Raw genomic sequence first — 25,141 nt, 5'->3', positions numbered from 1 at the left:
CGAACATCGACGGGGCAGGGTACACATGACGAAGCACACGACCGGATCGGTTGTCGCGCATCGACCGAACCGGCTTCCCCGGCGCATCGCTCGCCTCTTACCGCTCGCGCACCGCGTTGCGCAGCGTTCGTTTTAATCCGCGGTTCTCTCCGCACCATCCAACACCAGGAGCTTTGCACATGCAAACCACCGACAACGCGACGTCCCAGTACGAGAGCGCCTCGAGCCGTCCGCTCGGCGGGACCGAACAGGGCGCGAAGGCGCTCGCGCCGCAGGCCACGTTCGCCGACTACAAGGTGATCCGCCGCAACGGCAGCGTCGTCTCGTTCGAACCTTCGAAGATCGCGATTGCGGTGACCAAGGCTTTCCTGGCCGTCAATGGCGGGCAGGGTGCGGCATCGGCGCGCGTACGCGAGCAGGTCGAGCAACTGACGCACAACGTCGTGCGCGCGCTCGTGCGCAGCCGCCCGAACGGCGGTACGTTCCATATCGAAGACATCCAGGACCAGGTCGAACTCGCGCTGATGCGCGGCGGCGAGCACAACGTCGCGCGTGCGTACGTGCTGTATCGCGAGAAGCGTCACCTCGAGCGCCAGCATGCGGGCGAGGAAGCAGCGGCCGCCGGCGGCGAGGCGAGCACCGGCATCAACGTCGTCGACAACGGCGTCACGCGCCCGCTCGACCTGAACGCGCTGCGCGCGCTGATCGTGTCGGCATGCGACGGCCTCGGCGCTGCGGTTAACCCTGACCCGATCGTCGCCGAGACGGTGAAGAACCTGTACGACGGTGTGCCGATGAGCCAGGTCTACGACTCGGCGATCCTGGCTGCGCGCACGATGATCGAGAAGGATCCGGCATACAGCCAGGTTACGTCGCGCATCCTGCTGCACACGATCCGCCGCGAGATCCTCGGTGAGGAAGTGGTGCAGGCCGAGATGTCGACCCGTTACGCGGAATACTTCCCGCAGTTCCTGAAGCGCGGCGTCGACGCCGGCCTGCTCGACGACAAGCTGCTGCAGTTCGACCTGAAGCGCCTCGGCGAAGCACTCGACGCGAACCGCGACCTGCAGTTCGGCTACCTCGGCCTGCAGACGCTGTACGACCGCTACTTCCTGCACGTCGAAGGCACCCGCATCGAAATGCCGCAGGCATTCTTCATGCGCGTCGCGATGGGCCTGTCGCTGAACGAGATCGACCGCGAAACGCGCGCGATCGAGTTCTACAACGTGCTGTCCAGCTTCGACTTCATGAGCTCGACGCCGACGCTGTTCAACTCGGGCACGCACCGCTCGCAGCTGTCGTCGTGCTACCTGACGACCGTCGCGGACGATCTCGACGGCATCTATGAAGCGCTGAAGGAAAACGCGCTGCTGTCGAAGTTCGCCGGCGGCCTGGGCAACGACTGGACGCGCGTGCGCGCACTCGGCTCGCATATCAAGGGCACGAACGGCAAGTCGCAAGGCGTGGTCCCGTTCCTGAAGGTCGTCAACGACACGGCCGTCGCGGTCAACCAGGGCGGCAAGCGCAAGGGCGCGGTCTGCGCGTACCTCGAATCGTGGCACCTCGACATCGAGGAGTTCCTCGAGCTGCGCAAGAACACGGGCGACGATCGCCGCCGGACGCACGACATGAACACGGCGAACTGGATTCCCGACCTGTTCATGAAGCGCGTGATGGAAGGTGCGGACTGGACGCTGTTCTCGCCGTCGACCTGCCCGGACCTGCACGACAAGTTCGGCGCGGAATTCGAGAAGGCTTACACGGCTTACGAAGACAAGGTCGCGCGCGGCGAGATCAAGCTGTTCAAGAAGATCCCGGCGCAGCAACTCTGGCGCAAGATGCTCGGCATGCTGTTCGAGACGGGCCACCCGTGGATCACGTTCAAGGATCCGTGCAACGTGCGCTCGCCGCAGCAGCACGTCGGCGTCGTCCACTCGTCGAACCTGTGCACGGAAATCACGCTGAACACGAGCGACACCGAAATCGCGGTGTGCAACCTCGGCTCGGTGAACCTCGTCGCCCACCTGGTGAAGCAGGCCGACGGCAGCTACGCGCTCGACCACGACAAGCTGAAGCGCACGATCAGCGTCGCGATGCGCATGCTCGACAACGTGATCGACATCAACTACTACGCGGTGCCGAAGGCGCGTAACTCGAACCTGAAGCACCGTCCGGTCGGCATGGGCATCATGGGCTTCCAGGACTGCCTGCACCTGCTGCGCACGCCGTACGCGTCGGAAGCGGCGGTCGAGTTCGCCGATCGTTCGATGGAAGCGGTCTGCTACTACGCGTACTACGCGTCGACCGAGCTGGCCGAAGAGCGCGGCCGCTACTCGAGCTATCGCGGCTCGCTGTGGGATCGCGGCATCCTCCCGCAGGACACGCTGAAGCTGCTGACGGAAGCACGCGGCGGCTACGTCGAAGTCGATACCTCCGAATCGCTCGACTGGACGTCGCTGCGTTCGCGGATCGCCTCGCACGGCATGCGCAACTCGAACTGCGTCGCGATCGCGCCGACGGCGACGATCTCGAACATCATCGGCGTGTCGGCCTGTATCGAGCCGACCTTCCAGAACCTGTACGTGAAGTCGAACCTGTCGGGCGAATTCACGGTGGTGAACGAGTACCTGGTGCGCGACCTGAAGGAACGCGGCCTGTGGGACGAAGTGATGGTCGCCGACCTGAAGTACTTCGACGGCATGCTGTCGCGCATCGACCGCATCCCGGCCGACCTCCGCGCGATCTACGCGACCGCCTTCGAAGTCGACCCGACGTGGCTGGTCGAAGCGGCATCGCGTCGCCAGAAGTGGATCGACCAGGCGCAGTCGCTGAACATCTACATGGGCGGCGCGTCGGGCAAGAAGCTCGACGAGGTCTACAAGCTCGCATGGCTGCGTGGCCTGAAGACGACCTACTACCTCCGCACGATGGCGGCGACGCACGTCGAGAAGTCGACGGTCGCACACGGCGCGCTGAACGCCGTGCCGACGGGCGGCGGTTCGAGCAGCGGCGGCGCGCAAGGCGCGGCTGGCGGCTTCGGTGCGGCAGGCGGCGATGCGTCGTCGGGCGCGGTCAACGCGGCACCGGCACTCGCACCGGTCGAGGCAGATGGTCCGGTGTGCACGATGCGTCCGGGCGATCCTGGCTTCGACGAATGCGAAGCGTGCCAGTAACGCAGTGCGCCTGACCTGAGAAGCAGGTCAGCGCGGCGCACACGACGACCGATCGAGGTTGAAGTGTGCGCCGCTCTCAACTAAAAAAATGATAAGGAATCTGTAACGCGGCACCTGCGTTGCAGGCAGTGACAAGCGATCGAAACATCCCCGACGACGTCGCGTTTCGATCAGCGTTCGATGCGTCGAGCGCACCTCGCGATACACGCGCGACGCACATCGCGCGCTGCATGAACGACGATGCGTTGCTCAAAGTGTTGTATCGAGGTCGCAACGCGAATCGAAAAAAGGATTTTTCGTGAGCGAACCCTTTTATCGCTCAGGAAAAGATGGTACAAACCGTTCTAAATTGATGGTGAGAATTTATGCTCAACTGGGATGAAGAGAAGACTGCCGTAACTCCCGCGAGCGGAGCGCAGCAAAACGCGATGCGCACCTCCGCAGGAACGGCTGTCGGACTGCAGGCTGCAACGCCTGCCGCCCATCAGGTCCGCGACATTTTCGAAGGCGATCTTGCGGTGCCCCCGCAAGCATCGGCTGTTCCCGCCGGCGGTTCGGAAGCGCGGGTCAATGTCGCCGACAAGCGCATCATCAACGGCCAGACTGACGTCAATCAGCTGGTGCCGTTCAAGTACAAGTGGGCGTGGGAAAAGTATCTGGCCGGTTGCGCGAACCACTGGATGCCGCAGGAAATCAACATGTCCCGCGACATCGCTCTGTGGAAGGACCCGAACGGTCTGACCGAGGACGAGCGCCGCATCGTGAAGCGCAACCTCGGCTTCTTCGTGACGGCCGATTCGCTCGCGGCGAACAACATCGTGCTCGGCACGTACCGCCACATCACGGCGCCCGAGTGCCGGCAGTTCCTGCTGCGCCAGGCGTTCGAAGAGGCGATCCACACGCACGCGTACCAATACATTGTCGAATCGCTCGGTCTCGACGAAGGCGAGATCTTCAACGCGTACCACGAGGTCACGTCGATCCGCGCGAAGGACGAATTCCTGATCCCGTTCATCCACACGCTGACGGATCCGGCCTTCAAGACCGGCACGCTCGAAGCGGATCAGAAGCTGCTGAAGTCGCTGATCGTGTTCGCCTGCATCATGGAAGGCCTGTTCTTCTATGTCGGGTTTACGCAGATCCTCGCGCTCGGCCGCCAGAACAAGATGACGGGTGCTGCAGAGCAATATCAGTACATCCTGCGCGACGAGTCGATGCACTGCAACTTCGGCATCGACCTGATCAACCAGATCAAGCTCGAGAATCCGCATCTCTGGACCGCCGAATTCCGCGCCGAGATCCGCGAGCTGTTCAAGCAGGCTGTCGAACTCGAATACCGCTACGCCGAGGACACGATGCCGCGCGGCGTGCTGGGTTTGAACGCGTCGATGTTCAAGAGCTATCTGCGCTTCATCAGCAACCGTCGTTGCCAGCAGATCGGCCTCGATCCGCTGTACCCGAACGAGGAAAATCCGTTCCCGTGGATGAGCGAGATGATCGACCTGAAGAAGGAACGCAACTTCTTCGAGACGCGTGTGATCGAGTATCAGACGGGCGGCGCGCTGTCCTGGGAATAACCCGCAGCAGCGAACCCGTCACATGATGGAACAGCCGGCGGCCTCTCGGCCCCGGCTCAAGGTTTAGGAGCAAGAACGCCTGATGCAAAGCATGCCCGGTGCCTTAACGGCACGACGACACGACAGGCACTTTGCGAACCCTTCAGTGGGATGGGCAAACTTCCCTCCGGAAAAAGCGGACGGCCGTGTGGCGGTCCGCTTGATCAAGCGATTAGGGGTAGCGGCGCGAGGTGCGCCGGCTACCGACTTGATTTGGCGCGCGAGGCCGGGTGGTCACGCGCGCCATACCGTATTCATTAGCGTAAGCGCGTGGTATCCGCGTACGCCGATGAATAGCCCGCTTCGAAGCGCACGTCCTGAACAGCGTCCGCGGGAAGCGGGTTTTGACGAAGGGTGTAGTTTGAACTGACTCTCATCTGAACCTGAAGGAGAACAACATGGCACTTGCCAAGAAGAAACCGGCTGCAAAGAAGGCCGCAGTGAAGAAGGTCGCTGCGAAGAAGGCTGCTGCTCCGGCGAAGAAGGCCGTTGCAGTGAAGAAGGTTGCTGCGAAGAAGGTCGCGGTGAAGAAGGTTGCCGCGAAGAAGGCAGCACCGGCGAAGAAGGCAGCAGTGAAGAAGGTTGCTGCGAAGAAGGTCGCAACGAAGAAGGTTGCCGCCAAGAAGGTCGCAGTGAAGAAGGTTGCCGCGAAGAAGGCAGCACCGGCGAAGAAGGCAGCAGCGAAGAAGGTTGCCGCCAAGAAAGTCGCAGTGAAGAAGGTTGCTGCGAAGAAGGCCGCACCGGCTAAGAAGGCTGCTGCGAAGAAGGCCGCGCCGGCGAAGAAGGCTGCTGCGAAGAAGGCTGCGCCTGCGAAGAAGGCTGCCGCGAAGAAGGCTGCGCCTGCCAAGAAGGCTGCCCCTGCGAAGAAGGCCGCTGCTCCGGCGAAGAAGGCTGCCGCTGCTGCCCCGGCTGCGGCTCCGGCGAAGAAGGCTGCCGCTCCGAAGAAGGCTGCTGCTCCGAAGAAGGCCGTCGTGAAGAAGGCTGCGCCGGCAACGACCGCGTCGACCGCATCGGTTGCGCCGGCATCGGGCGTGAAGACCGCGCTCAACCCGGCAGCGGCATGGCCGTTCCCGACCGGCAGCCGTCCGTAATCGAGGCTGACCTGCACCACCCGGACACTCACGTGGTGTCCGTGGGTTGAGTAGCGCTACTCAATCAGTCCCGCCATCTGGCTCAGGTGGCGGGATTTTTTTCGTCCGTCCTTGCCGATGGATGTGCCCGCATACCGAACGCCCGTACGCCGACGGCGGCGAGTACGGACGAAAAAAAACGCATGTGCAGCTTCGCACATGCGTTCGACCGCGGCTTGCGCCGCGTGCTGAGGTACCTGTTAGTGCGTGACGCGCGTGACGCCGCCACTCGACAGCAGTCGCACGCGTTCGCCGGCGCGGAACGCTTCGCCGCTTGCAGCCTGCGTGATCGAGCGCAGATCGCCGTTGTCGAGGCGCACGGTGATTTCGACACCGTTCGCCGTGCTGAGGTTTTCGCCGACCGCGTTGCCCGCGACCGCGCCGACGAGGCCGCCGGCGATCGCGGTCAGGATCGACCCCTTGCCGCCGCCGATCGCGCTGCCTGCCACCGCGCCGAGCGCGCCGCCGCCGAGCGTGCCGATCGCGCTGCCGCCGCCGTCGGACTGGATGCGCACCGCGCGGACGCTTTCGACCGTGCCCATGCGGACCGTCTGTTCGCGCTGCGCCTGGCCGACGCTATAGACATCCGCCGAACCGGGTGCGGTGAAGCAGCCGGTGAGCGTCAGCGAGGCCGTCAGCATGGCCGCGAGCGTGAGGGTCTTTTTCGTCAACATCTTTGCTCTCCCACAAAATTCATTTGAGACTGTAACCGAATGCAGTCTCGAAGCGCGCGTCGATTTCGGCGCGCGTCAGTACGTAAGTCTGGGGCCCTTGGTGGGCGATCTTGATCGAGCCCATCAGGCTCGCGAGGCGGCCCGTGGTTGCCCAGTCGAGGCCATGCTCGATGCCGTACAGCAAGCCACCCCGGAAGGCATCGCCGCAGCCGGTCGGATCGGAGATCCGCTCGGCCGGCACGACAGGAATCTGCTCCGTGCCCTGCTTGTGGCGGATGGTCGCGCCGTGCTCGCCACGCGTGATGACGAGGGCGTCGACCCGGCTGGCGATTTCATCTTCGGACCATCCCGTCTTGTCGCTCACCAGCTTGGCCTCGTAGTCGTTGACCGCTACATAGGTCGCAAGTTCAATGCTGCGGCGCAGCGTCGCACCGTCGAACAGCGGCAGGCCCTGGCCAGGATCGAACACGAACGGCACGCCGGCCTTGGCGAGCTCTTCCACGTGCTGCACCATCCCGTCGAAGCCGTCGGGGCCGACGATCGCGAGCTTGATGCCCGGCGCGTCGCCCGCATGGTTCAGGTGCGACTGCATCATCGCGCCCGGGTGGAACGCCGTGATCTGGTTGTTGTCGAGATCGGTCGTGATCATCGCCTGCGCGGTATACGTGTCGGGCAGCACGCGAACGTGGTCGCGGCGCAGGCCGAGCTGGTCGAGCCGGTCGAGATACGGCTGCGCGTCGAGTGCGCCGATCGTCCCCATGATGCGCGCATCGCCGCCGAGCAGGTGCAGCGCGTACGCGATGTTGCCCGCGCAGCCGCCGAATTCGCGGCGCATCGTCGGCACCAGGAAGCTCAGGTTGATGAGGTGCACCTGGTCGGGCAGGATGTGCTCGCGGAACCGCCCTTCGAAGGTCATGATGGAATCGTAGGCGATCGAACCGCAAATCAACGTAGCCAAGGTGTGCGTTCCTGTAGAAATGAGGGACCCTGCGCGACAACGCCGCGCGAAAGGCGCGGCGCGGCAGGGGAAAGCGAAAGAAAGCTTACTTCAGCGCGGCGAGCGCTGCATCGTAGTTCGGCTCGTCCTTGATTTCGCCGACGAGTTCCGCGTGGATCACCTTGTCCTGCGCGTCGAGCACGACGACCGCACGCGCGGTCAGGCCGTTCAGCGGGCCGCTCGTCACGTCGACACCGTACGCGTTCGCGAATGCGCGGCCGGTGCGGAACGTCGAAGCCGTCACGACATTCTCGAGGCCTTCGGTCGTGCAAAAGCGCGTCGCAGCGAACGGCAGGTCGGCGGACACGACGACGACAACCGTGTTGTCGAGCGACGATGCGGCTTCGTTGAACTTGCGGGTCGACGTCGCGCAGGTCGGCGTGTCGAGGCTCGGGACGATGTTCAGCACCTTGCGCTTGCCGGCGAAGCTGGCGAGCGACAGGTCGGCGAGGTCCTTGCCGACCAGCTTGAAATCGGCGGCTTGTGCGCCGACGGCCGGGAACGTGCCGGCGAGATCGATCGGGTTGCCACCCAGCGTAACTTTGCTCATGTTCGTGCTCCGAAATAGCGCGCCGCTCGGGCGCGCGGGTTGAGACGGGCGCGCAGGCGCGCGCCGCGGCGCGTCACGGATAGAAAATCTGGACGCGGAAATTCGAGGCGGGCGCACCGTTCGTGTCGACGCGGACGACCATCGTCTGCGTCGTGCCGGGCGGCAGCCCGGCGTCGATCGGCGTGCCCGGGCGCACGTAGTCGCGCGGCGCGAGTACGCGGCGCACGGTCACGTGGTTGGTGTCGTCGAGCAGCGTCAGCTCGAGCGACGGGTAGGCGAGTGCGACGCGGTAGCGGTTCGTCAGCGGCACCTTCAGCTCGAGCTCGCGCGGGCCGTCGAGCTGGCGCAGGTCGGTCGCGTCGAGCCGCAGGCCGTCGATCGCGCGCGGCGGCGCAACCGTGCAGCCGAGCGGCGCGCAGGCCTGCCGGAACCAGCCCTGCGTGACGGGCCAGTAGATCATCAGCGTTTCGCGCTGCCACCATGCGAGTTGCCCGACGAGCAGCACGGCGAGCACGGCAGCGACGAGGCCGCCGAAAAAGCCGCCGAGCATGCCGCGCCGCTGCGGCGCGCGCGTTTCGCGCGTGACGGTGAAATGCGGACGATCGTCGTCGGTCAGCGCAGCGGGGAAGGGGGCGGCCGGCGCGTGGGTCGTTGCGGCGGGCGTCTCGTCGTGCCGGGTGGTGCCGGAGTCAGGCTCGGGCCCGGCTTCGGTGACGGCTGGCGCCGGCGTGAACGCAAAGCGCGGTTCGCGCGGCGCGCGTTCGTCGTCCGGCACGGCGAAGTGCGCGGTACCGACGGGTTCGGCGGCGTCGCGAGCGGTCTCTGCGTCCGACGGACGGTGCGCGACGAAGCGGGGCTCACGCAGGTCGTGTTCGACGGGCGCGGCCGATGGTTCGGTATCCTGCGGCGTTTGCGTCTGCAGCGATTCGGCCGGCTGTTCGACGGCAGCGGACGGGGGCAGCTCGGCCGGCGAGGGCGCGAACGGTGCGGGCGTACCCGACAGGTGAACGACGCCGGCTTCGATGGACGGAAGGGCAAGCGGGATCAGCGGCTCGGTGCGCAAGGTCTGCACGCTGTGCTGCAGCGACGGGTCGACGCCGGCATCGAGCCACGGCGCCCACATGTCCCAGCCTTCGGGCTTGTAATCGGTGTCGGAAGGTGACCCGGCCGGCGCTTCGGCAGCGAACAGCCGAGGCGGGGCCGGATGATGCGCATCACCGTCATCCTGCGCGGCAGCCGGTTCGGTCAGGACCGGCCCGGTCTGCTGCGCGTGCTCGGGAACGAGCGACTCGGATGCGTTGAAAACTTCGTGGCAATGCCCGCAGCGCACGAGCCCTTGATGCAGCGAGAGCTGTTCCTGCTGCAGCCGGAAGACGGTTTCGCAATGAGGGCAGCGCGTCGCAAGAAGCATGTCGAGCCGGGCGGCCTGCTGGCCAGAGTGAAGGACAGCGCTATTCTAATGGCTTTCGCGTCGGGTTCCGGCGAGGCATACCCAACCTTCGTGCTCACGCCAGACCGAGATGTCGACGTAGCGTGCGTAGACGGCCGCCACTTCGTCCGCCTGGCGCGCGAGCACGCCCGACAGCGCGATGCGCCCGCCCGGCTTGACCTTCGAGGCGAGCATCGACGCCATCAGCTTCAGCGGATTCGACAGGATGTTCGCGACGACGATGTCGAATTCACCGTCCGGGCATGCATCGGGCAGCCCGTACGTGACTTCCGCACGGTTGCGTTCGCTGTTCTGCCGCGCCGATTCGACTGCCTGCGGATCGATGTCGATGCCGATGACGGGGTTCGCCCCGCATTTCTTCGCGAGGATCGCGAGAATGCCCGAGCCGCAGCCGTAGTCGAGCACCGACTGGCCGGGCGTCACCGACTGCTCGAGCCATTCCATGCACAGGCGCGTGGTCGGGTGGCTGCCGGTGCCGAAGGCGAGGCCCGGATCGAGTTCGAGGATGAGCGCGTCGGGGTCGGGCGCATCGTGCCACGACGGCACGACCCAGATCCGCTCGCCGATCGGGATCGGCTCGAACTGCGATTGCGTGAGACGCACCCAGTCCTGCTCTTCGACTTCGCGGACGGTGAACGCCGGCGTCTCGGCGACGCCGATCTCGTTCGCGGCCGCCGCGAGCAGCACGGCCGGCTCATGGTCGGCCGCGAGCAGCGCGACCACGCGCGAGTGCTGCCACGCGGTGCGGTCGGGCACGAGGCCCGGCTCGCCGAAGAGCGGCTGTTCGTCGGGCGTGTCGGCGTCGGCATCCTCGACGGACACCGACAGCGCGCCGAGTTCGAGCAGCGCGTCGGACAGCGCCTCCGCATGCTCACGGGCCAGTTCGACGACGAGTTCGCGATAGCTCATGCTTACGCTTCTTCCGGTGCGACCTGCTGCTTCTGGGCGAGCCGGTTTTCGAGGTAGTGGATGCTGGTGCCGCCTTCGACGAACTTCGAATCGATCATCAGCTCGCGGTGCAGCGGGATGTTGGTCTGGATGCCTTCGACGACCATTTCCGACAGCGCGATGCGCATCCGGCTGATCGCCTGCTCGCGCGTCGCGCCGTAGGTGATCAGCTTGCCGATCATCGAATCATAGTTCGGCGGCACGAAATAGCCATTGTAGGCGTGCGAATCGACGCGCACGCCGGGGCCGCCCGGCGTATGCCACGACGTGATCCGGCCCGGCGACGGCGTGAACTTGAACGGATCTTCCGCGTTGATCCGGCATTCGATCGCATGTCCGCGGAACTGGATGTCGCGCTGGCGCAGCGTGAGCTTCTCGCCGGCCGCGATGCGGATCTGTTCCTGCACGATGTCGACGCCCGTGATCAGCTCCGATACCGGGTGCTCGACCTGCACGCGCGTGTTCATCTCGATGAAGTAGAACTCGCCGTTTTCGTACAGGAATTCGAACGTGCCCGCACCGAGGTAGCCCATCTTCTTGCAGGCGTCCGCGCAGCGGTCGCCGATGCGGTCGATCAGGCGGCGCGGAATGCCGGGTGCCGGCGCTTCCTCGATCACCTTCTGGTGGCGGCGCTGCATCGAGCAATCGCGCTCGCCGAGCCAGATCGCGTTCTTGTACGCGTCGGACAGCACCTGGATTTCGATGTGGCGCGGGTTCTCGAGGAACTTCTCCATGTACACCTGCGGGTTGCCGAACGCACGGCCGGCTTCCTCGCGGGTCATGTTGACCGCGTTGACGAGCGCGGCCTCGGTGTGCACGACGCGCATCCCGCGTCCGCCACCGCCGCCTGCCGCCTTGATGATGACCGGATAGCCGATCGCGCGCGCAATCTTGACGATCTCCTTCGGATCGTCCGGCAACGCGCCTTCCGAGCCCGGCACGCACGGCACGCCGGTCTTGATCATCGTCTGCTTCGCGGTGACCTTGTCACCCATCATGCGGATCGTTTCCGGGCGCGGGCCGATGAACGTGAAGCCCGACTGCTCGACGCGTTCCGCGAAATCGGCGTTCTCCGACAGGAAGCCGTAGCCGGGGTGGATCGCCTCGGCATCGGTGACTTCCGCGGCGCTGATCAGCGCCGGCATGTTCAGGTAGCTCAGGTTCGACGGGGCCGGGCCGATACAGACGGCTTCGTCCGCGAGGCGCACGTACTTGGCTTCCTTGTCGGCTTCCGAGTAGACGACCACCGTCTTGACGCCGAGCTCACGGCACGCACGCTGGATGCGCAGCGCGATTTCACCGCGGTTGGCAATGAGGATTTTTTCAAACATAGCGAGTATTCGTCTCTTCGAGGGGCGCGCGAACGGCGCCTGGCGGGCATCGGCGGCGCGCGGCCCGCAGGCCGCGCGGCGGACTTAGCCGATCACGAAAAGCGGCTGGCCGTATTCGACGGCCTGGCCGTTCTCGACGAGGATTTCCTTGATCACGCCGGCCTTGTCCGACTCGATCTCGTTGAGCAGCTTCATCGCTTCGATGATGCAGATGGTCTGGCCTTCCTTGACCGTATCGCCCACCTGGACGAACGGGTCCGCGCCCGGCGACGGTGCGCGATAGAACGTGCCGACCATCGGCGACGTCACGACGTGGCCCTGCGGGACCGCCGGAGCGGCTGCGCCGCCTGCGGCCGGCGCGGCAGCGCCTTCGGTCGGCAGCGCGGCCGACGGGGCGGGCGCGCTGACTTGCGGGGCATACCCAGCCGTCGGCTGCACGTAGACCGGCGGCGCGTTCTTGACGATGCGCACCTTGCCTTCGCCTTCCGTCACTTCCAGCTCGGAGATGCCGGATTCGGAAACGAGGTCGATCAGAGTTTTCAGCTTACGAAGATCCATCGGGAATTCCCCTTTCAATACGTGAAAGCGCCGGTTAGGGGCCGGCGCTGAATCTAGATCGCGAAATCAGCCGCGCGACGTGCCTTGCAGCTTGTCCAGCGCGTACTCGAGCGCGTACAGATAACCTTTCCAGCCGAGCCCGCAGATCACGCCTTCGGCCTGGTCGGAAAAGTAGGAGTGGTGCCTGAACGCTTCGCGGCGATGCACGTTCGACAAGTGAACCTCGACGAACGGAATGCCAACGCCGGCGATCGCGTCCCGGATCGCGACACTCGTGTGCGTGTACGCGGCCGGATTGATCAGGATGAAATCGGTCTGTTCCTCCCGCGCGGCCTGGATGCGGTCGACCAGCGCACCTTCATGGTTGCTCTGGAACGACGACAGTTCGGCGCCGGCTTCCCGGGCACGCGCGGCAAGCGCCTGATCGATCTGGGCGAGCGTGACGCGGCCGTACACCTCCGGTTCCCGGGTGCCGAGAAGGTTCAGGTTGGGGCCGTGCAGCACCAGCAATCGTGTCATGGTCGCTTCTATTTCTGCGGAATTGCGCGAACTTTAGCGCTATTTAGAGAAATTTGTCTAGTTTTGCCGAACGGCCGGGCGCACGCGATCTGCAAGAATTACCGGTGCGCATCCAAAGTGTCGGCGAATTCACGCGAAATTGCGGTGATCGACGGGCAAATTGCCGCCAACGTGCGGGCCGCCGTTCGGGCAGGTTACAGCGCGTCGAGCGTCTTTTTCAGCTCGGCCGGCTGGATTTGCCCCAATTTTGTCTCGCGGATCTTGCCGGTTTCGTCGATGACGACCGTAAACGGCAGCGCGCCGGCCGTATTTCCGAAATTACGGGCCAGATCGGCGCCCGCATACCCGCTGACGAATACCGGGTAATCGACCTTCACCTTTTGCAGAAAGTTCTTCACGTTCTGTTCGGAATCGACGCCGATCCCGATGAAACGGATGCCCTTCTGCTTGTATTGGTGCGATAGCGCGACGAGCTCCGGCATCTCCTCGACGCAGGGGCCGCACCATGACGCCCAGAAATTGACGACGACCTTCTGGCCCTTGAACGCGGACAACGTGGCCGGCTTGCCGTCGGTGCCCGTCAGCGACGCCGCCCATAACTGTTCGACCGGGCTGCCCTGCGCAGCGGGCGCGGCGACGGCGACACCGTCGTCGGCCGGGCCGCGGAACCAATGGCCGGCGGTGAGTCCGCCGGCAACGGCGGCGGCCGCGACCACCGCGAGCGCCAACATGCGTTTCATCATCATCGTTGAATCATTCCGGTTCGGAAGGGGTCTTGCCTGCTTCGACGAGCGCGCGCAGCGCGGCGGCATCCGCACGGGCGACCCGGCCGCGCGCGTCGGCCTTGACCGCGCCGCGCAGGTCGTCGCTCGCATAGAGCGCGAGGTGGATGCCGATTGCGTCGACGTCGCGTCGCGGGCGCCACAGGAAACTGAGCGTCTCGACGTCGGCGCGGCCCGCGAAGTGCCGCGTCTCGGAGACGTCGTACTGGACGTTCTGGTTCAGCAGGTAGATCGCGACGTCCTTCGGGTTGTCGGTGAATGCCTGCAAATGAATATCCGAATGCGCATTCGCGGTGCCGTTCAGCACGGCGCCCGTCACATAAGGATGGAACTCGGCGAGCCGTCGCATCCAGTCGAGCGCGATTTCGCGCAGGCGGCGTAGTTCGTCCGGCTGCGTGTCGCTCTGGAACAGGGCGAGGTACTCGCGCAGTTCTTCCTCGATCTGGTCGTTATCCGGCAGCCATTCGCCGGCAACGCGCGTATCACCCAGCAACTGGCGCGCGGCCTTGCGCTTTGCGCCGGCATAGTCCAGGCCGTCTTCCGCGATCAGGCGCGCGGCGGACTGGGCAATTTCCTCGCGGACGCGCCGCGGGTCGAGAAGGGTTTTACGAGACATGATCCGGCAATCATACTCGATCGCCGCAGGGCCCGAGCGCGGGTGCGGCGGCCTGCCGCCCGGCGCGCCGGCGCCGTTCGCGCGCAGCGTTCGGGCCGCCGGGCACGGCAGGCCGTCAGTTACAATACTGTTCTTTGTGTCGCGGCAACAGCCGTTGGCCGGGCGTCGACCGCACGGCCTGTCCGCCGCGCCGCACACGCATCCTTTCCGAATCGACGGCGCCCGGCGGCGCGAAAGCATTCATCTATGCACATCCACATTCTTGGCATCTGCGGCACCTTCATGGGCGGTCTCGCCGTACTCGCGCGCGAGGCGGGCCACACGGTGACGGGTTGCGACGCGGGCGTCTATCCGCCGATGAGCACGCAGCTCGAGGCGCAGGGCATCACGCTGATCGAGGGCTACGGCGCCGAGCAGATCGACCTGAAACCGGACCTGTTCGTGATCGGCAACGTCGTCACGCGCGGCAATCCGCTGATGGAGGCGATCCTGGATCGCGGCCTGCCGTACGTGTCGGGCCCGCAGTGGCTCGGCGAGCACGTGCTGGCCGGCAAATGGGTGCTCGCGGTAGCGGGCACGCACGGCAAGACGACCACGTCGTCGATGCTCGCGTGGCTGCTGGAAGACGCGGGCCTGAACCCGGGCTTCCTGATCGGCGGCGTGCCGCTGAACTTCGGCGTGTCGGCGCGGCTCACCGATTCGAGCTTCTTCGTGATCGAGGCCGACGAATACGACACGGCGTTCTTCGACAAGCGCTCGAAGTTCGTCCACTACCGGCCGCGCACCGCGGTGCTGAACAACCTCGAATTCGATCACGCCGACATCTTCCCGGATCTCGCCGCGATCGAGACGCAATTCCATCATCTCGTGCGGACCGTGCCCGGTGTCGGCCGGATCGTCACGAACGGCCGCTCGGACGCGCTCGAGCGCGTGCTGGCGCGCGGCTGCTGGAGCGAGGTCGAGCGCTTCGGCGTCGACGGCGGTTGGCAGGCGTTGCCGGCCGAGGACGGCGTGCCGGTCGACGAGCGCTTCGCGGTGTATTCGCACGCGGAACGCGTCGGCGAAGTCGCCTGGCAGGTGCAGGGCGATCACAACCGGATGAACGCGCTCGCGGCGATTGCGGCCGCGCGCCACGTCGGCGTGCCGCCCGCGCAGGCGGCCGCGTCCCTCACGTCGTTCCGCAACGTGAAGCGCCGGATGGAAGTGCGCGGCAGCGTGGACGGCGTGACCGTCTACGACGACTTCGCGCACCATCCGACCGCGATCGACACCACGATCGCCGGCCTTCGTGCCCGCATCGGCCGTCAGAATGCCCGCATCCTCGCGGTGCTCGAGCCGCGCTCGAACACGATGAAGCTCGGCGTGATGAAGTCGCAATTGCCGGCGAGCCTGGCCGACGCCGATCTCGTGTTCGGTTACGGCGCGCCGACCGGGCGGGACGCGCTCGGCTGGAATCTGGCCGAAGCGCTGGCGCCGCTCGGCGAGAAGGCCCACGCATTCGACGATCTGCACCTGCTGGTGAAGTCCGTCGTCGCCGCGGCCCGTCCGGGCGACCACGTGCTCGTGATGAGCAACGGCGGCTTCGGCGGCGTGCACCAGAAGCTGCTCGATGCGCTCGGGAGCCGCACGTGATCCTGTACCTGCACGGCTTCCGGTCGTCGCCGGAATCGCAGAAGTCACGGCAACTCGCCGCGCGCATGGCCGAACTCGGCCGGATTGACGAGTGGCGGTGCCCGTCGCTGTCGGTGTCGCCGCTCGAAGCGATCGCCGTCGCGGAAGCCGAGGTGGCCGGTGCGCGCGACGTGACCGTCATCGGCAGCTCGCTCGGCGGCTATTACGCGACGTGGCTCGCCGAAAAGCACGGCTGGAAGGCCGTGCTGCTGAATCCGGCCATCGTGCCGCAGCGCGATCTCGAGCAGCATCTCGGCGAGCAGCCGCTGTATCACGGCGGCGGCACGATCGTCGTCGAGCGCCGTCACCTGCATGAGCTCGATGCGCTGCGCGTGCCGGCGATCACGCGTGCCGAACGCTACTATCTGTTCGCGGCGACCGGCGACGAAGTGCTCGATTACCGCGAGATGCTCGCGCATTACCCGGGCGCGAAGACGCGCGTGATCGAAGGCAGCGATCACGGGATCAGCGAATTTGCCGACTACGTCGACGACGTTCTCGCCTTTTGCGACGGAAAGACGTCTTAAACCGGCCATGTGCCGATCGAATTCCCATCATCATGCGGCGCCGCCGACGCGGCGCCCGGCAGTCTGAACGAGAGTACTGAGTGAACGTTTTCTTCGAGGAATCGGGCAGTTTCAAGGCGGGCAGCGTGCTGTCGCGCCAGGGCGACGCGTTTCAGGTCGAGTTGCCCGGCGGGCGGCGGGCGAAGGTGCGTGCGAAAGACGTGCTGATCGAATTCGACAAGCCGGCCGCAAGCGAACTGATGCAGGAAGCCGACACGGCCGCGCAGCAGATCGATCTGGATTTCCTGTGGGAATGCGCGCCGGCCGACGAGTTTGCCTATACGGCGCTGGCCGCGGAATACTTCGGCGCGTCGTATGGCCCGGTCGAGCGCGCGGCGCTCGTGTTGCGCCTGCACGGCTCGCCCGTCTACTTCCGCCGCAAGGGGCGCGGCCAGTACCAGCGCGCGCCGGAAGAGCAGCTCAAGATGGCGCTCGCGTCGCTCGAGCGCAAGCGCCAGCAAGCGCTCGTCCAGGTGCAGTATGAAGAGGAACTGAAGGCCGGCAAGCTGCCGGAGGCGTTCGCGGGCAAGGTGCTCGGGCTGCTGACGCGGCCGGACAAGAACTCGATCGAATACAAGGCGATGGAAGCGGCGGCCGGTGCGCGCGGCGTGTCGCCGGCGCGGCTGATGCTCGACTGCGGCGGCATCGCGTCGCCGCGTGCACTGCACGAGGCGCGCTTCCTCGCGGAATTCTTCCCGCACGGCACGGGCTTCCCGGCCGTCACGGTCGGCCCGCTGCCGGACGACCTGCCGCGTGCGGACGTCCAGGCGTTCTCGATCGACGACATCACGACGACCGAAATCGACGATGCGTTCTCGGTCGAGCACCTGGCCGACGGCCGCGTGCGGATCGGCGTGCACATCGCGGCGCCGGCGCTCGGCATCGTGCGCGGCGACCCGGTCGACGCGATCGCGCGCACGCGCCTGTCGACCGTCTACATGCCGGGCGACAAGATCACGATGCTGCCGGACGACGTCGTCGACGTGTTCACGCTGAAGGAAGGCGATTACCGTCCGGCACTGTCGCTGTACATCATCGTCAATCGCGAAACCCAGGAGATCGTCGCGAACGAGACGCGCGCCGAGCTCGTGTTCGTGAAGAACAACCTGCGGCACAACCACCTCGACGAGCTCGTCAACGAAGAGACGCTCGCGGCCGGCACCGGCGACTATCCGCACAAGGACGACATTGCCGTGCTGTGGCCGCTCGCGCAGGCGCTGTTCGAGAAACGCCAGGTCGCGCGCGCGGGCTACGGCCTGAAGCGCGAGGTGCAGCGCAACACCGATTACAACTTCTACGTCGACGGCGAGCACGTGTCGATCACGCCGCGCCGCCGCGGGTCGCCGCTCGACCTGATCGTGTCGGAGCTTGCGATCCTCGCGAACTCGACCTGGGGCGCCTTCCTGCACGACCACACGGTGCCGGGCATCTACCGCTCGCAGCGCGGCTTCGGCGCGCCAGGCCCGAAGCGCACGCGGATGCAGACGACAGCCGCGCCGCACGAAGGCCTCGGCGTCGCGCAGTACGCGTGGAGCACGTCGCCGCTGCGCCGCTACGTCGACCTCGTGAACCAGTGGCAGCTGCTCGCGTGCGTGCAGCATGGCGTCACCGCGAAGCTCGCCGCGCCGTTCAAGCCGAAGGACGCCGATCTGTACGCGGTCGTGCAGGGCTTCGACGACACCTACACGGCCTACGCCGACTACCAGCGCCGGATGGAGTATTTCTGGTGCCTGCGCTGGCTCGCGCAGGAGCAGAAGAAGCAGGTCGTCGCGAGCGTCGTGAAGGGCGACCTCGTGCGCCTCGAGGAAATTCCGCTGCTGCTGCACGTGCCGGGGCTCGGCGTGCATGCGCGCGGCACGCGCGTGTTGCTCGACGTGATGGCGCTCGACGAGCTGACGATCGAGGCGTCGGTGCGGTTGCTGAACGTGCTCGACGCGCCGACCGTGACGAGCGGCGACGCGGCGGAGGAAGAGGATGACGCCGAAGGCGGCGACGACACGCTGATCGACACCGAAGACGCCACGGCCGAAACCGAAGCCGAAGCACTGGCGGAAGCGGATGGCGCGGCGGCCGGTGAAGGCGGCGAAGCCGCGAACGGCAACGCCGGCGAAGAGGGGCGCGCATCATGACCGCGATTGCGTCGATGCGCGGCGCCGACCGCTATGTCGTATTCGGCAACCCGGTGGCGCACAGCAAGTCGCCGTTCATCCACGCGCAATTCGCCGCGCAAACGGGGGAGCCGATCGAATACACGCACCGGCTCGCGCCGGTCGACGGGTTCGACGCGGCCGTGCGCGCGTTCGTCGCCGAAGGCGGTCGCGGTGCGAACGTGACGGTGCCGTTCAAGCTCGAAGCGCATGCGCTCGCCGACACGTTGTCGCCGCGCGCGGCGGCGGCGGGTGCCGTGAACACGCTGCGCATCGACGCCGACGGCCGCATCCATGGCGACAACACCGACGGTGTCGGCCTCGTGCGCGACATCGAAGCGAATCTCGGCGTGTCGCTGGCGGGCGCACGCATCCTGCTGCTCGGCGCGGGCGGCGCGGCGCGCGGGGTCGTGCTGCCGCTGCTCGACCGTGCGCCGCTGTCGATCGGAATCGTGAACCGCACCGCGAGCAAGGCCGAAGCGCTCGTCGGCCAGTTCATGCAGGCCGCGCACGATGCGGGCTGCACGCTCGCGGGCGGTGGCCCCGACGTCGTGCGCGCGGAGCCGTACGACGTGGTGATCAACGCGACGGCCGGCAGCCTCGATGCCGCGCTGCCGGAGTGTGATGCGGCCGCGTTCGGCGCGGGCACGCTTGCGTACGACATGATGTACGGCGCACAGCCGACGGTGTTCATGCAGCATGCGGCGTCGCTCGGTGCGCGCACGGCCGACGGGCTCGGCATGCTCGTCGAGCAGGCGGCCGAATCGTTCTTCATCTGGCGCGGTGTGCGGCCGGACGGCGCACCGGTGCTGGCCGCGCTGCGCCAGGCGCTCGCGGCGAGCTGAGCGGAGCGCGGCACGTGGTGGCGGTGAGCGGCACGCAGCCCACGCGGACGGTGAGCCCGACCCGCTGGATCGTCTATGCGGGATCGGTGTTCGCGGGTGCGTGGCTCGCGACGCAACTGTTCTATCTCGCGCAGATCGCACTGTGGTCGTTCGTGAACCCGGGCTCGACCGCGTTCATGCGCACCGACGCCTGGTGGCTGTCGCGCGACAAGCCGCCCGCGCAGATCCAGCATCAATGGGTGCCGTACGACCAGATCTCGCGCAACCTGAAGCGCGCGCTGATCGCGTCGGAAGATGCGACTTTCGCGACCAACAACGGCTACGACGTCGACGCGATCCTGCAGGCGTGGGAGAAGAACAAGGCGCGCGGCAAGATCGTCGCGGGCGGCTCGACGATCACGCAGCAGCTCGCGCGCAACCTGTTCCTGTCGCGCGAGAAGAGCTACATCCGCAAGGGGCAGGAGCTCATCATCACGTGGATGCTCGAAACGGTGCTCGACAAGGAGCGGATCTTCGAGATCTACCTGAATTCCGTCGAGTGGGGGCGCGGCGTGTACGGCGCCGAAGCGGCCGCCCGCTATTACTACAGGATTCCCGCGAGCCGGCTCGGCGCGTGGCAATCGGCGCGTCTCGCGGTGATGCTGCCGAAGCCGCGCTGGTTCGACGCGCATCGCGGCTCGGCGTACCAGGCGCAGCGCGCGGCGGTCATCGCTCGCAGGATGGGTGCGGCCGCGCTGCCGCAATCGGAGTGAACGGCGCACTCGCGCCGTCGCATTGACCGTTTCGTCGCCCGTGCACCCGTCACGGGCCGTTTGTGCGCTGCAGCGCATTCATGTCGCGATCATTTCGGGCCACATCCTTTAGACGAATCCGTCTATTTCGTTTTGCTGAGCAATACCGGGCGCCGTGTGCTTTTGTTGGCCGATATGGCACGAAATTCGGGGATTTTTTAGTCTCCCCGGATAAACACGAAAGTCCGTGAAAGGTATGTGAAATGCAATGTTTCGCAAACCGAAGCATTCCTGAAAGGTGTGCGCCGCACCGGCCGCCAGCCAAATATTTCAAAATTTTTCAAAGCTGACGGCCTCGCGTATATTGGCCAGCGCCTCGGCTTATCGGCCGCAATCGAGGCGGGGGGTGGCTTATCCGGCTGCTCGACACAAAAAACATCCGAGAGAAGGAAAGCAACGATGCCAGCAAGCAAAGCGAAGCTGTTGTTGGGAGTGGTGTTTTCTTCGCTGATCCTGACGGCCTGCAACGACGACGTGACATCGTCTTCTGCTGCCAGCGCCGACAATTCAGCCGATCCCGCCAGTCAGGTGGACAGGGCGTACAACGATCCGAACAGTTATTCGTCGAGCGCGAACGCGTCGCTCGACGCCTCCGCCGCGGTCGAAAAGGCCGCCGTCACGCATCACCAGATCACCCTCAACGGCAAGACGATCCGCTACACGGCCACGGCCGGCCACCTCGTCGCGCGCAATCCGCAGACCGGCGCGCCCGAAGCAGCGTTCTTCTATGTCGCGTATACGGCCGACAACCAGCCCGCGGCAAAGCGGCCCGTCACGTTCCTGTACAACGGCGGCCCCGGCTCGGCATCGGTGTGGCTGCACCTCGGCTCGTTCGGCCCGCGCCGGATCCAGACGGGCGACCCGAACGCGAACACGTCGACGTTCCCGTTCGTCGACAACCAGGAAAGCCTGCTCGACACGACCGACCTCGTGTTCGTCGACGCAATCGGCACCGGCTTCTCCGAAGCGGTCGCGCCGAACACGAACCAGACGTTCTGGGGCGTCGACCAGGATGGCGGCGCGTTCCGCGATTTCGTGACGCGCTACCTCACCGTGAACCAGCGCAACGATTCGCCGAAATACCTGTTCGGCGAGTCGTACGGCACGCCGCGCACCGACGTGCTCGCGAACCTGCTCGAGACGGCCGGCGTGAAGCTCGACGGCATCGTGCTGCAGTCGTCGATCCTGAACTACAACGTGAACTGCGACATGGCGAGCGACTACATCGGCAACTCGAACAACGGGTCGAGCCCGGTGAGTTGCGCGGGTTTCGTGCCGTCGTATGGCACGGTCGGCGCGTACTACCAGCTCGACAATCCGAACCCGTCGAGCCTGCCGCAGTATGCGGACCAGATGCGCCTGCTGACGGCCGGCAGCTACGCACCGGCCGTGAACGCGTACCTGGCGAGCCATACGCCGCCGCCGCCGACCCTCGTCACGACGATGGTGAATTCGACCGGCGTGAAGCAGTCGCTGTGGAATGCGAACTTCAACGTGGTCCCGACTTTCTTCGACAACAGCTTCCAGCTGTCGCTGATCCCGGGCACGCTGATCGGCCGCTACGACGCGCGCGTGAACGTGCCGGTGTCGAGCCCGCTGGCGGCCGACGGCGATCCGTCGAGCTCGTTCATCACGAAGCCGTTCACCGACACGATCGGCAAGTACCTGCCGAACGAGCTGAAGTACACCGCGCAGTCGGCCTACTCGGTGAGCAGCAATGCGATCAACACGTGGGACTGGACGCACGACGGCCTCGCGATGCCGGACACGATCCCCGATCTCGCCGCGGCGCTGTCGCTGAATCCGCAGCTGAAGGTGCTGTCGCTGAACGGGTATCACGACATCGCGACGCCGTTCTACCAGACCGAGCTCGACCTCGCGCGGCTCGGGACGCAACCGAACCTGACGATCAAGGACTATCAGGGCGGACACATGGTCTATCTCGACGATACGTCGCGTCCGCAGGAGAAAGCCGACCTCGTGACCTTCTACAACGCGGCCGCGCACTGATGCTGCGCCAGGCAGGCGACGCGCGCCCGCGGTGGCGCCACGCCTGCCGTCGACGACCTCATTCCAGACTGGAGCCTGATATGAAGAATCGTTTCATCGTCGTTGCCGCGGCGCTCGCCTGTGTCGGCGCCGCAGCATCCGTATCCGCGTTCGCGCAGGCGAGCGACGCCGCCGCGCCGGTGCGTGCGCGCCAGGCGCAGCTCGGCGATCCGTATGTACCGCCGGCCGCACGCAAGCCGACCGCCGGCACGCAGACGACGGGCGCCGCGCTGCATGCGCAGGTGGTGCGCAAGCTCGCGCGGCAGTTCAGCGCGGCCGACGCGCAGAACACGGGTTCGATCACCGAGTCGCAGGCACGCGCGGCCGGCCTCGGCTATGTCGCGAACCACTTCCGGCAGATCGACTCGTCCGGCAACGGCCGCGTGTCGTTCGCGGACGTCCAGCGCTACATGCAGGCACGCAGCACGAGCAGCCAGCAGTAAGCGCGGCGCGCGGTGAACAAACGGGGGCGGAACCTGCTGCAAGGCGGGTTCCGCCCCCGTGCACATGAAGCCGCCGTTACGTCGAAGACGACCGGATTCACGTCGAATTCTCATTATCTGGGCAACGCACTCAAATATTGGAGACGGGTGCGTGCGCTCCTACAATCCGAAGCACATCACAGCTTCGGACCCACGCATCGCGCGGCGCCCGACGCACACGGAGACACCTTCCATGAAGTTCGCCGGGCGCTTTATTCGGTGCATCGACCGCCGCTTCGTCGCGACGCCGGACGCCATGCCGGCATCGTGCGAACGGCTTCACCGGTTCCGTTGAAGAAGCCCGCCCCATGAACAAGATGCCCGACACCCTTGCCCTCGACGCCCGGCGTGCGACGCCGGACGATGCGTCGCTGACCGACAGCATCGGCGCGACCAGCACGCCGCTCGATCTCGCCGCGCAGCAGGCCGGTACGCAGACGCTGCTGCGCGGCCTTGCGATCCTCGAGGCGATCGCGAACGGCGCGCGCGACATGCGCGCGATCGGCGCGGCGCTCGGCACGACGCGCAGCACCACGCATCGCCTCGTCAGCAGCCTCGTGCAGGCGCGCTACCTGCGCCAGGTGCAGGGCGGCTACCTGCTCGGCCCGAAGCTGATCGAGCTCGGCACGATCGCGCTCGAGCAGATGCCGCTCACCGCGGTGGCGCGCCCGCACCTCGAAGCGCTCGCGGAAGCGACGCTCGACACGATCCATCTCGGCGTGCGCGACGGCGACGACGTGCTGTACATCGACAAGATTCCCGGCACGCGCGGCCTCGAGATGCGCTCGCGCGTCGGCCACCGGATGCCGCTCGCGTCGACCGGCATCGGCAAGGCGATGATGCTCGACACCGATCCCGACACGTGGCGCTCGCTGTTCGAGGCCGCCCGGCGGGCGCTTGCCGGCGTCAATTTCAAGCCGGACAACCGGCCCGAGACGAGCGCGTTCCTGCAGCGCATGGCGCATTACGCGGCCGGCGGCTATACGTTCGATCTCGAGGAGAACGAGGCGTCGATCCGCTGCGTGGCCGCGCCGATCCGCGACGCATCGGGCGCGATCGTCGCGGCCGTGTCGGTCGCGAGCACGATTCCGTACATGCCGCACGACCGGATGGACGAACTGATTCCGCTCGTGCAGCGCGAAGCGCGAGCCATTTCCGCGGAACTGGGCTGGAGCCCGCCGCAGGGTACCCGCAGGATCAAACGATGACGACTTCGACCCGGCCCGTTCCGGATGCCAGCTCCGCCACCCCGTCGCTGATCGCGCTCGACTGGGGCACGACGTCGCTGCGCGCTTACCTGTACGACGCGCACGGCGCGCTCATCGACACGCGCAGCCGTGCGGCGGGCGTGATGCATGTGCCGCGCGGCGGCGCGCGCGCGTTCGACGCGGTGTTCGAGGACGCGTGCGGCGACTGGCTCGACCGCACGCCGGGCCTGCCGGTGCTCGCCGCCGGGATGGTCGGCAGCGCGCAGGGCTGGCGCGAGGCGCCGTACGTCGCGGTGCCGGCCGGGGCCGACGCGCTCGTCGCGGGCCTGATCACGGTGACGACCGCGCGCGGCACGACGATCTCGATCGTGCCGGGCGTGATCGCCACGGGCGAACTGCCCGACGTGATGCGCGGTGAAGAAACGCAGATATTCGGTGCACTCGCGAGCGATCCCACGCTTGGCACCGATCGTTCAGGGGTACTGATCGGCCTGCCGGGCACCCATGCGAAATGGGCGTGGGTGAGGGACGGGCTGATCGAGCGCTTCCAGACCTTCATGACGGGCGAGCTGTTCGCGGTGCTGCGCGACCACACGATCCTCGGCCGCACGATGCGCGCGGGCGCGTCGCCCGATCGCGCGGCGTTCGTGCGCGGCGTCTCGGTCGCGCGCGGCGCGCAGCGCACGGGGCTGCTCGCGACGATCTTCAGCACGCGCACGCTCGGCCTGACCGACCGGCTCGCGCCCGATGCGCAGGGCGACTACCTGTCCGGGCTGCTGATCGGCCATGAGCTCAATGCGCTCGACGCGATGCTCGCGGAGCGCGGCATCGCGCTTGCGGACCAGCCGCTGCTGCTGATTGGTGATGACGGCCTGTGTGCGCGCTACGTCGACGCGCTCCAGGAATTCGGCCACCCGCACGCTCGCGTCGTCGCGCATGCGACCGACCGCGGCCTGTGGCGGATCGCGTCGCGCGCCGGGCTCGTGCGTGCGGATGGCGAGCCCGTCTGCGCCGACCAATGAACTGTTTGCCGAGGAT

At 66.3% G+C, this 25,141-nt stretch carries 23 protein-coding genes; 13 read left to right on the top strand and 10 right to left on the bottom strand.

What is annotated here, in order from left to right:
• Positions 1–179: 179 nt before the first annotated feature.
• From QZM35_RS35505 to QZM35_RS35490, 4 genes are all read left to right on the top strand, one after another.
• Complete coding sequence (locus QZM35_RS35505; protein ID WP_089424443.1) at positions 180–3,173, top strand: ribonucleoside-diphosphate reductase subunit alpha; 2,994 nt, start codon at positions 180–182, stop codon at positions 3,171–3,173.
• A 365-nt stretch (positions 3,174–3,538) separates the two neighbouring features.
• Positions 3,539–4,750, top strand: coding sequence for a ribonucleotide-diphosphate reductase subunit beta (locus QZM35_RS35500; protein WP_039353057.1), 1,212 nt, complete (start codon positions 3,539–3,541; stop codon positions 4,748–4,750).
• A gap of 82 nt (positions 4,751–4,832) precedes the next feature.
• On the top strand, positions 4,833–5,159 hold the full coding sequence (locus QZM35_RS35495) for a hypothetical protein (protein WP_076841698.1): 327 nt from the start codon (positions 4,833–4,835) through the stop codon (positions 5,157–5,159).
• A 28-nt stretch (positions 5,160–5,187) separates the two neighbouring features.
• On the top strand, positions 5,188–5,880 hold the full coding sequence (locus QZM35_RS35490; RefSeq protein ID WP_089424445.1) for a histone H1-like DNA-binding protein: 693 nt from the start codon (positions 5,188–5,190) through the stop codon (positions 5,878–5,880).
• A gap of 239 nt (positions 5,881–6,119) precedes the next feature.
• Here the strand turns inward: QZM35_RS35490 and QZM35_RS35485 are convergent, their stop codons facing one another.
• The 10 genes from QZM35_RS35485 to QZM35_RS35440 form a co-directional block, all read right to left on the bottom strand.
• Complete coding sequence (locus tag QZM35_RS35485) at positions 6,120–6,593, bottom strand: glycine zipper 2TM domain-containing protein (protein WP_021161893.1); 474 nt, start codon at positions 6,591–6,593, stop codon at positions 6,120–6,122.
• Positions 6,594–6,612: 19 nt separating this feature from the next.
• Positions 6,613–7,551: a carbohydrate kinase family protein gene (locus tag QZM35_RS35480; RefSeq protein ID WP_069247079.1), complete on the bottom strand. Its 939-nt coding sequence runs from the start codon at positions 7,549–7,551 to the stop codon at positions 6,613–6,615.
• 85 nt (positions 7,552–7,636) lie between these two features.
• A complete protein-coding gene (gene tpx, locus QZM35_RS35475) occupies positions 7,637–8,140 on the bottom strand; it encodes a thiol peroxidase (RefSeq protein WP_027783488.1) in 504 nt (167 codons plus the stop codon).
• A 73-nt stretch (positions 8,141–8,213) separates the two neighbouring features.
• Positions 8,214–9,551 (bottom strand): zinc-ribbon and DUF3426 domain-containing protein, encoded by a 1,338-nt coding sequence (locus QZM35_RS35470; RefSeq protein ID WP_089430579.1) that lies wholly within the window; start codon positions 9,549–9,551, stop codon positions 8,214–8,216.
• Between the two features lie 45 nt (positions 9,552–9,596).
• A complete protein-coding gene (prmA, locus tag QZM35_RS35465) occupies positions 9,597–10,499 on the bottom strand; it encodes a 50S ribosomal protein L11 methyltransferase (protein WP_089424447.1) in 903 nt (300 codons plus the stop codon).
• A 2-nt stretch (positions 10,500–10,501) separates the two neighbouring features.
• Positions 10,502–11,869: an acetyl-CoA carboxylase biotin carboxylase subunit gene (accC, locus tag QZM35_RS35460; protein ID WP_021161890.1), complete on the bottom strand. Its 1,368-nt coding sequence runs from the start codon at positions 11,867–11,869 to the stop codon at positions 10,502–10,504.
• A gap of 84 nt (positions 11,870–11,953) precedes the next feature.
• The gene (gene accB, locus QZM35_RS35455; RefSeq protein WP_046544894.1) at positions 11,954–12,427 is read right to left on the bottom strand and encodes an acetyl-CoA carboxylase biotin carboxyl carrier protein; all 474 of its coding nucleotides are present in this window, start codon (positions 12,425–12,427) and stop codon (positions 11,954–11,956) included.
• Positions 12,428–12,493: 66 nt separating this feature from the next.
• Positions 12,494–12,946 (bottom strand): type II 3-dehydroquinate dehydratase, encoded by a 453-nt coding sequence (aroQ, locus tag QZM35_RS35450; protein ID WP_011350880.1) that lies wholly within the window; start codon positions 12,944–12,946, stop codon positions 12,494–12,496.
• 194 nt (positions 12,947–13,140) lie between these two features.
• Positions 13,141–13,692: a TlpA disulfide reductase family protein gene (locus QZM35_RS35445; RefSeq protein ID WP_089430581.1), complete on the bottom strand. Its 552-nt coding sequence runs from the start codon at positions 13,690–13,692 to the stop codon at positions 13,141–13,143.
• A gap of 7 nt (positions 13,693–13,699) precedes the next feature.
• Entirely contained in the window at positions 13,700–14,344 is a 645-nt protein-coding gene (locus QZM35_RS35440) for a hypothetical protein (RefSeq protein WP_039353186.1), read from the bottom strand.
• Between the two features lie 246 nt (positions 14,345–14,590).
• Here QZM35_RS35440 and mpl point away from each other — a divergent pair, with 246 nt between their 5' ends.
• From mpl to QZM35_RS35395, 9 genes are all read left to right on the top strand, one after another.
• Entirely contained in the window at positions 14,591–15,976 is a 1,386-nt protein-coding gene (gene mpl, locus QZM35_RS35435; RefSeq protein WP_089424449.1) for a UDP-N-acetylmuramate:L-alanyl-gamma-D-glutamyl-meso-diaminopimelate ligase, read from the top strand.
• Complete coding sequence (locus QZM35_RS35430) at positions 15,973–16,542, top strand: YqiA/YcfP family alpha/beta fold hydrolase (RefSeq protein ID WP_089424450.1); 570 nt, start codon at positions 15,973–15,975, stop codon at positions 16,540–16,542. The genes mpl and QZM35_RS35430 overlap by 4 nt, the downstream gene beginning before the upstream one ends.
• A gap of 80 nt (positions 16,543–16,622) precedes the next feature.
• On the top strand, positions 16,623–18,710 hold the full coding sequence (locus QZM35_RS35425) for a ribonuclease catalytic domain-containing protein (RefSeq protein ID WP_301777656.1): 2,088 nt from the start codon (positions 16,623–16,625) through the stop codon (positions 18,708–18,710).
• Positions 18,707–19,573, top strand: a complete 867-nt coding sequence (aroE, locus tag QZM35_RS35420) for a shikimate dehydrogenase (protein WP_089424452.1) — start codon at positions 18,707–18,709, stop codon at positions 19,571–19,573. The genes QZM35_RS35425 and aroE overlap by 4 nt, the downstream gene beginning before the upstream one ends.
• 14 nt (positions 19,574–19,587) lie before the next feature.
• Positions 19,588–20,325: a monofunctional biosynthetic peptidoglycan transglycosylase gene (gene mtgA / locus QZM35_RS35415; protein WP_089424453.1), complete on the top strand. Its 738-nt coding sequence runs from the start codon at positions 19,588–19,590 to the stop codon at positions 20,323–20,325.
• 438 nt (positions 20,326–20,763) lie between these two features.
• Entirely contained in the window at positions 20,764–22,374 is a 1,611-nt protein-coding gene (locus tag QZM35_RS35410) for a S10 family peptidase (protein ID WP_301777655.1), read from the top strand.
• Between the two features lie 80 nt (positions 22,375–22,454).
• Entirely contained in the window at positions 22,455–22,856 is a 402-nt protein-coding gene (locus tag QZM35_RS35405; RefSeq protein WP_089424454.1) for an EF-hand domain-containing protein, read from the top strand.
• Between the two features lie 347 nt (positions 22,857–23,203).
• Positions 23,204–24,103 (top strand): IclR family transcriptional regulator, encoded by a 900-nt coding sequence (locus tag QZM35_RS35400; RefSeq protein WP_089424455.1) that lies wholly within the window; start codon positions 23,204–23,206, stop codon positions 24,101–24,103.
• A complete protein-coding gene (locus tag QZM35_RS35395; protein WP_301777654.1) occupies positions 24,100–25,125 on the top strand; it encodes a 2-dehydro-3-deoxygalactonokinase in 1,026 nt (341 codons plus the stop codon). Before QZM35_RS35400 ends, QZM35_RS35395 begins: the two co-directional genes overlap by 4 nt.
• The last annotated feature ends 16 nt before the right edge of the window (positions 25,126–25,141 follow it).

Origin of the sequence: Burkholderia sp. AU45274 (assembly GCF_030482505.1) — a bacterium.
GTDB lineage: Bacteria > Pseudomonadota > Gammaproteobacteria > Burkholderiales > Burkholderiaceae > Burkholderia.
Note: the sequence above shows the minus strand (reverse complement) of the source record. Positions and strands in the feature narration are given on the sequence as shown.

Coding starts and splice junctions, on each gene's coding strand:
- aroE (WP_089424452.1), top strand. CDS start 18,707: ATGACCGCGATTGCGTCGATGCGCGGCGCCGACCGCTATGTCGTATTC.
- QZM35_RS35395 (WP_301777654.1), top strand. CDS start 24,100: ATGACGACTTCGACCCGGCCCGTTCCGGATGCCAGCTCCGCCACCCCG.
- QZM35_RS35400 (WP_089424455.1), top strand. CDS start 23,204: ATGAACAAGATGCCCGACACCCTTGCCCTCGACGCCCGGCGTGCGACG.
- QZM35_RS35490 (WP_089424445.1), top strand. CDS start 5,188: ATGGCACTTGCCAAGAAGAAACCGGCTGCAAAGAAGGCCGCAGTGAAG.
- QZM35_RS35440 (WP_039353186.1), bottom strand. CDS start 14,344: ATGTCTCGTAAAACCCTTCTCGACCCGCGGCGCGTCCGCGAGGAAATT.
- aroQ (WP_011350880.1), bottom strand. CDS start 12,946: ATGACACGATTGCTGGTGCTGCACGGCCCCAACCTGAACCTTCTCGGC.
- prmA (WP_089424447.1), bottom strand. CDS start 10,499: ATGAGCTATCGCGAACTCGTCGTCGAACTGGCCCGTGAGCATGCGGAG.
- accB (WP_046544894.1), bottom strand. CDS start 12,427: ATGGATCTTCGTAAGCTGAAAACTCTGATCGACCTCGTTTCCGAATCC.
- QZM35_RS35470 (WP_089430579.1), bottom strand. CDS start 9,551: ATGCTTCTTGCGACGCGCTGCCCTCATTGCGAAACCGTCTTCCGGCTG.
- QZM35_RS35495 (WP_076841698.1), top strand. CDS start 4,833: ATGCAAAGCATGCCCGGTGCCTTAACGGCACGACGACACGACAGGCAC.
- mpl (WP_089424449.1), top strand. CDS start 14,591: ATGCACATCCACATTCTTGGCATCTGCGGCACCTTCATGGGCGGTCTC.
- QZM35_RS35405 (WP_089424454.1), top strand. CDS start 22,455: ATGAAGAATCGTTTCATCGTCGTTGCCGCGGCGCTCGCCTGTGTCGGC.
- QZM35_RS35485 (WP_021161893.1), bottom strand. CDS start 6,593: ATGTTGACGAAAAAGACCCTCACGCTCGCGGCCATGCTGACGGCCTCG.
- QZM35_RS35505 (WP_089424443.1), top strand. CDS start 180: ATGCAAACCACCGACAACGCGACGTCCCAGTACGAGAGCGCCTCGAGC.
- tpx (WP_027783488.1), bottom strand. CDS start 8,140: ATGAGCAAAGTTACGCTGGGTGGCAACCCGATCGATCTCGCCGGCACG.
- accC (WP_021161890.1), bottom strand. CDS start 11,869: ATGTTTGAAAAAATCCTCATTGCCAACCGCGGTGAAATCGCGCTGCGC.
- QZM35_RS35445 (WP_089430581.1), bottom strand. CDS start 13,692: ATGATGATGAAACGCATGTTGGCGCTCGCGGTGGTCGCGGCCGCCGCC.
- QZM35_RS35410 (WP_301777655.1), top strand. CDS start 20,764: ATGCCAGCAAGCAAAGCGAAGCTGTTGTTGGGAGTGGTGTTTTCTTCG.
- QZM35_RS35500 (WP_039353057.1), top strand. CDS start 3,539: ATGCTCAACTGGGATGAAGAGAAGACTGCCGTAACTCCCGCGAGCGGA.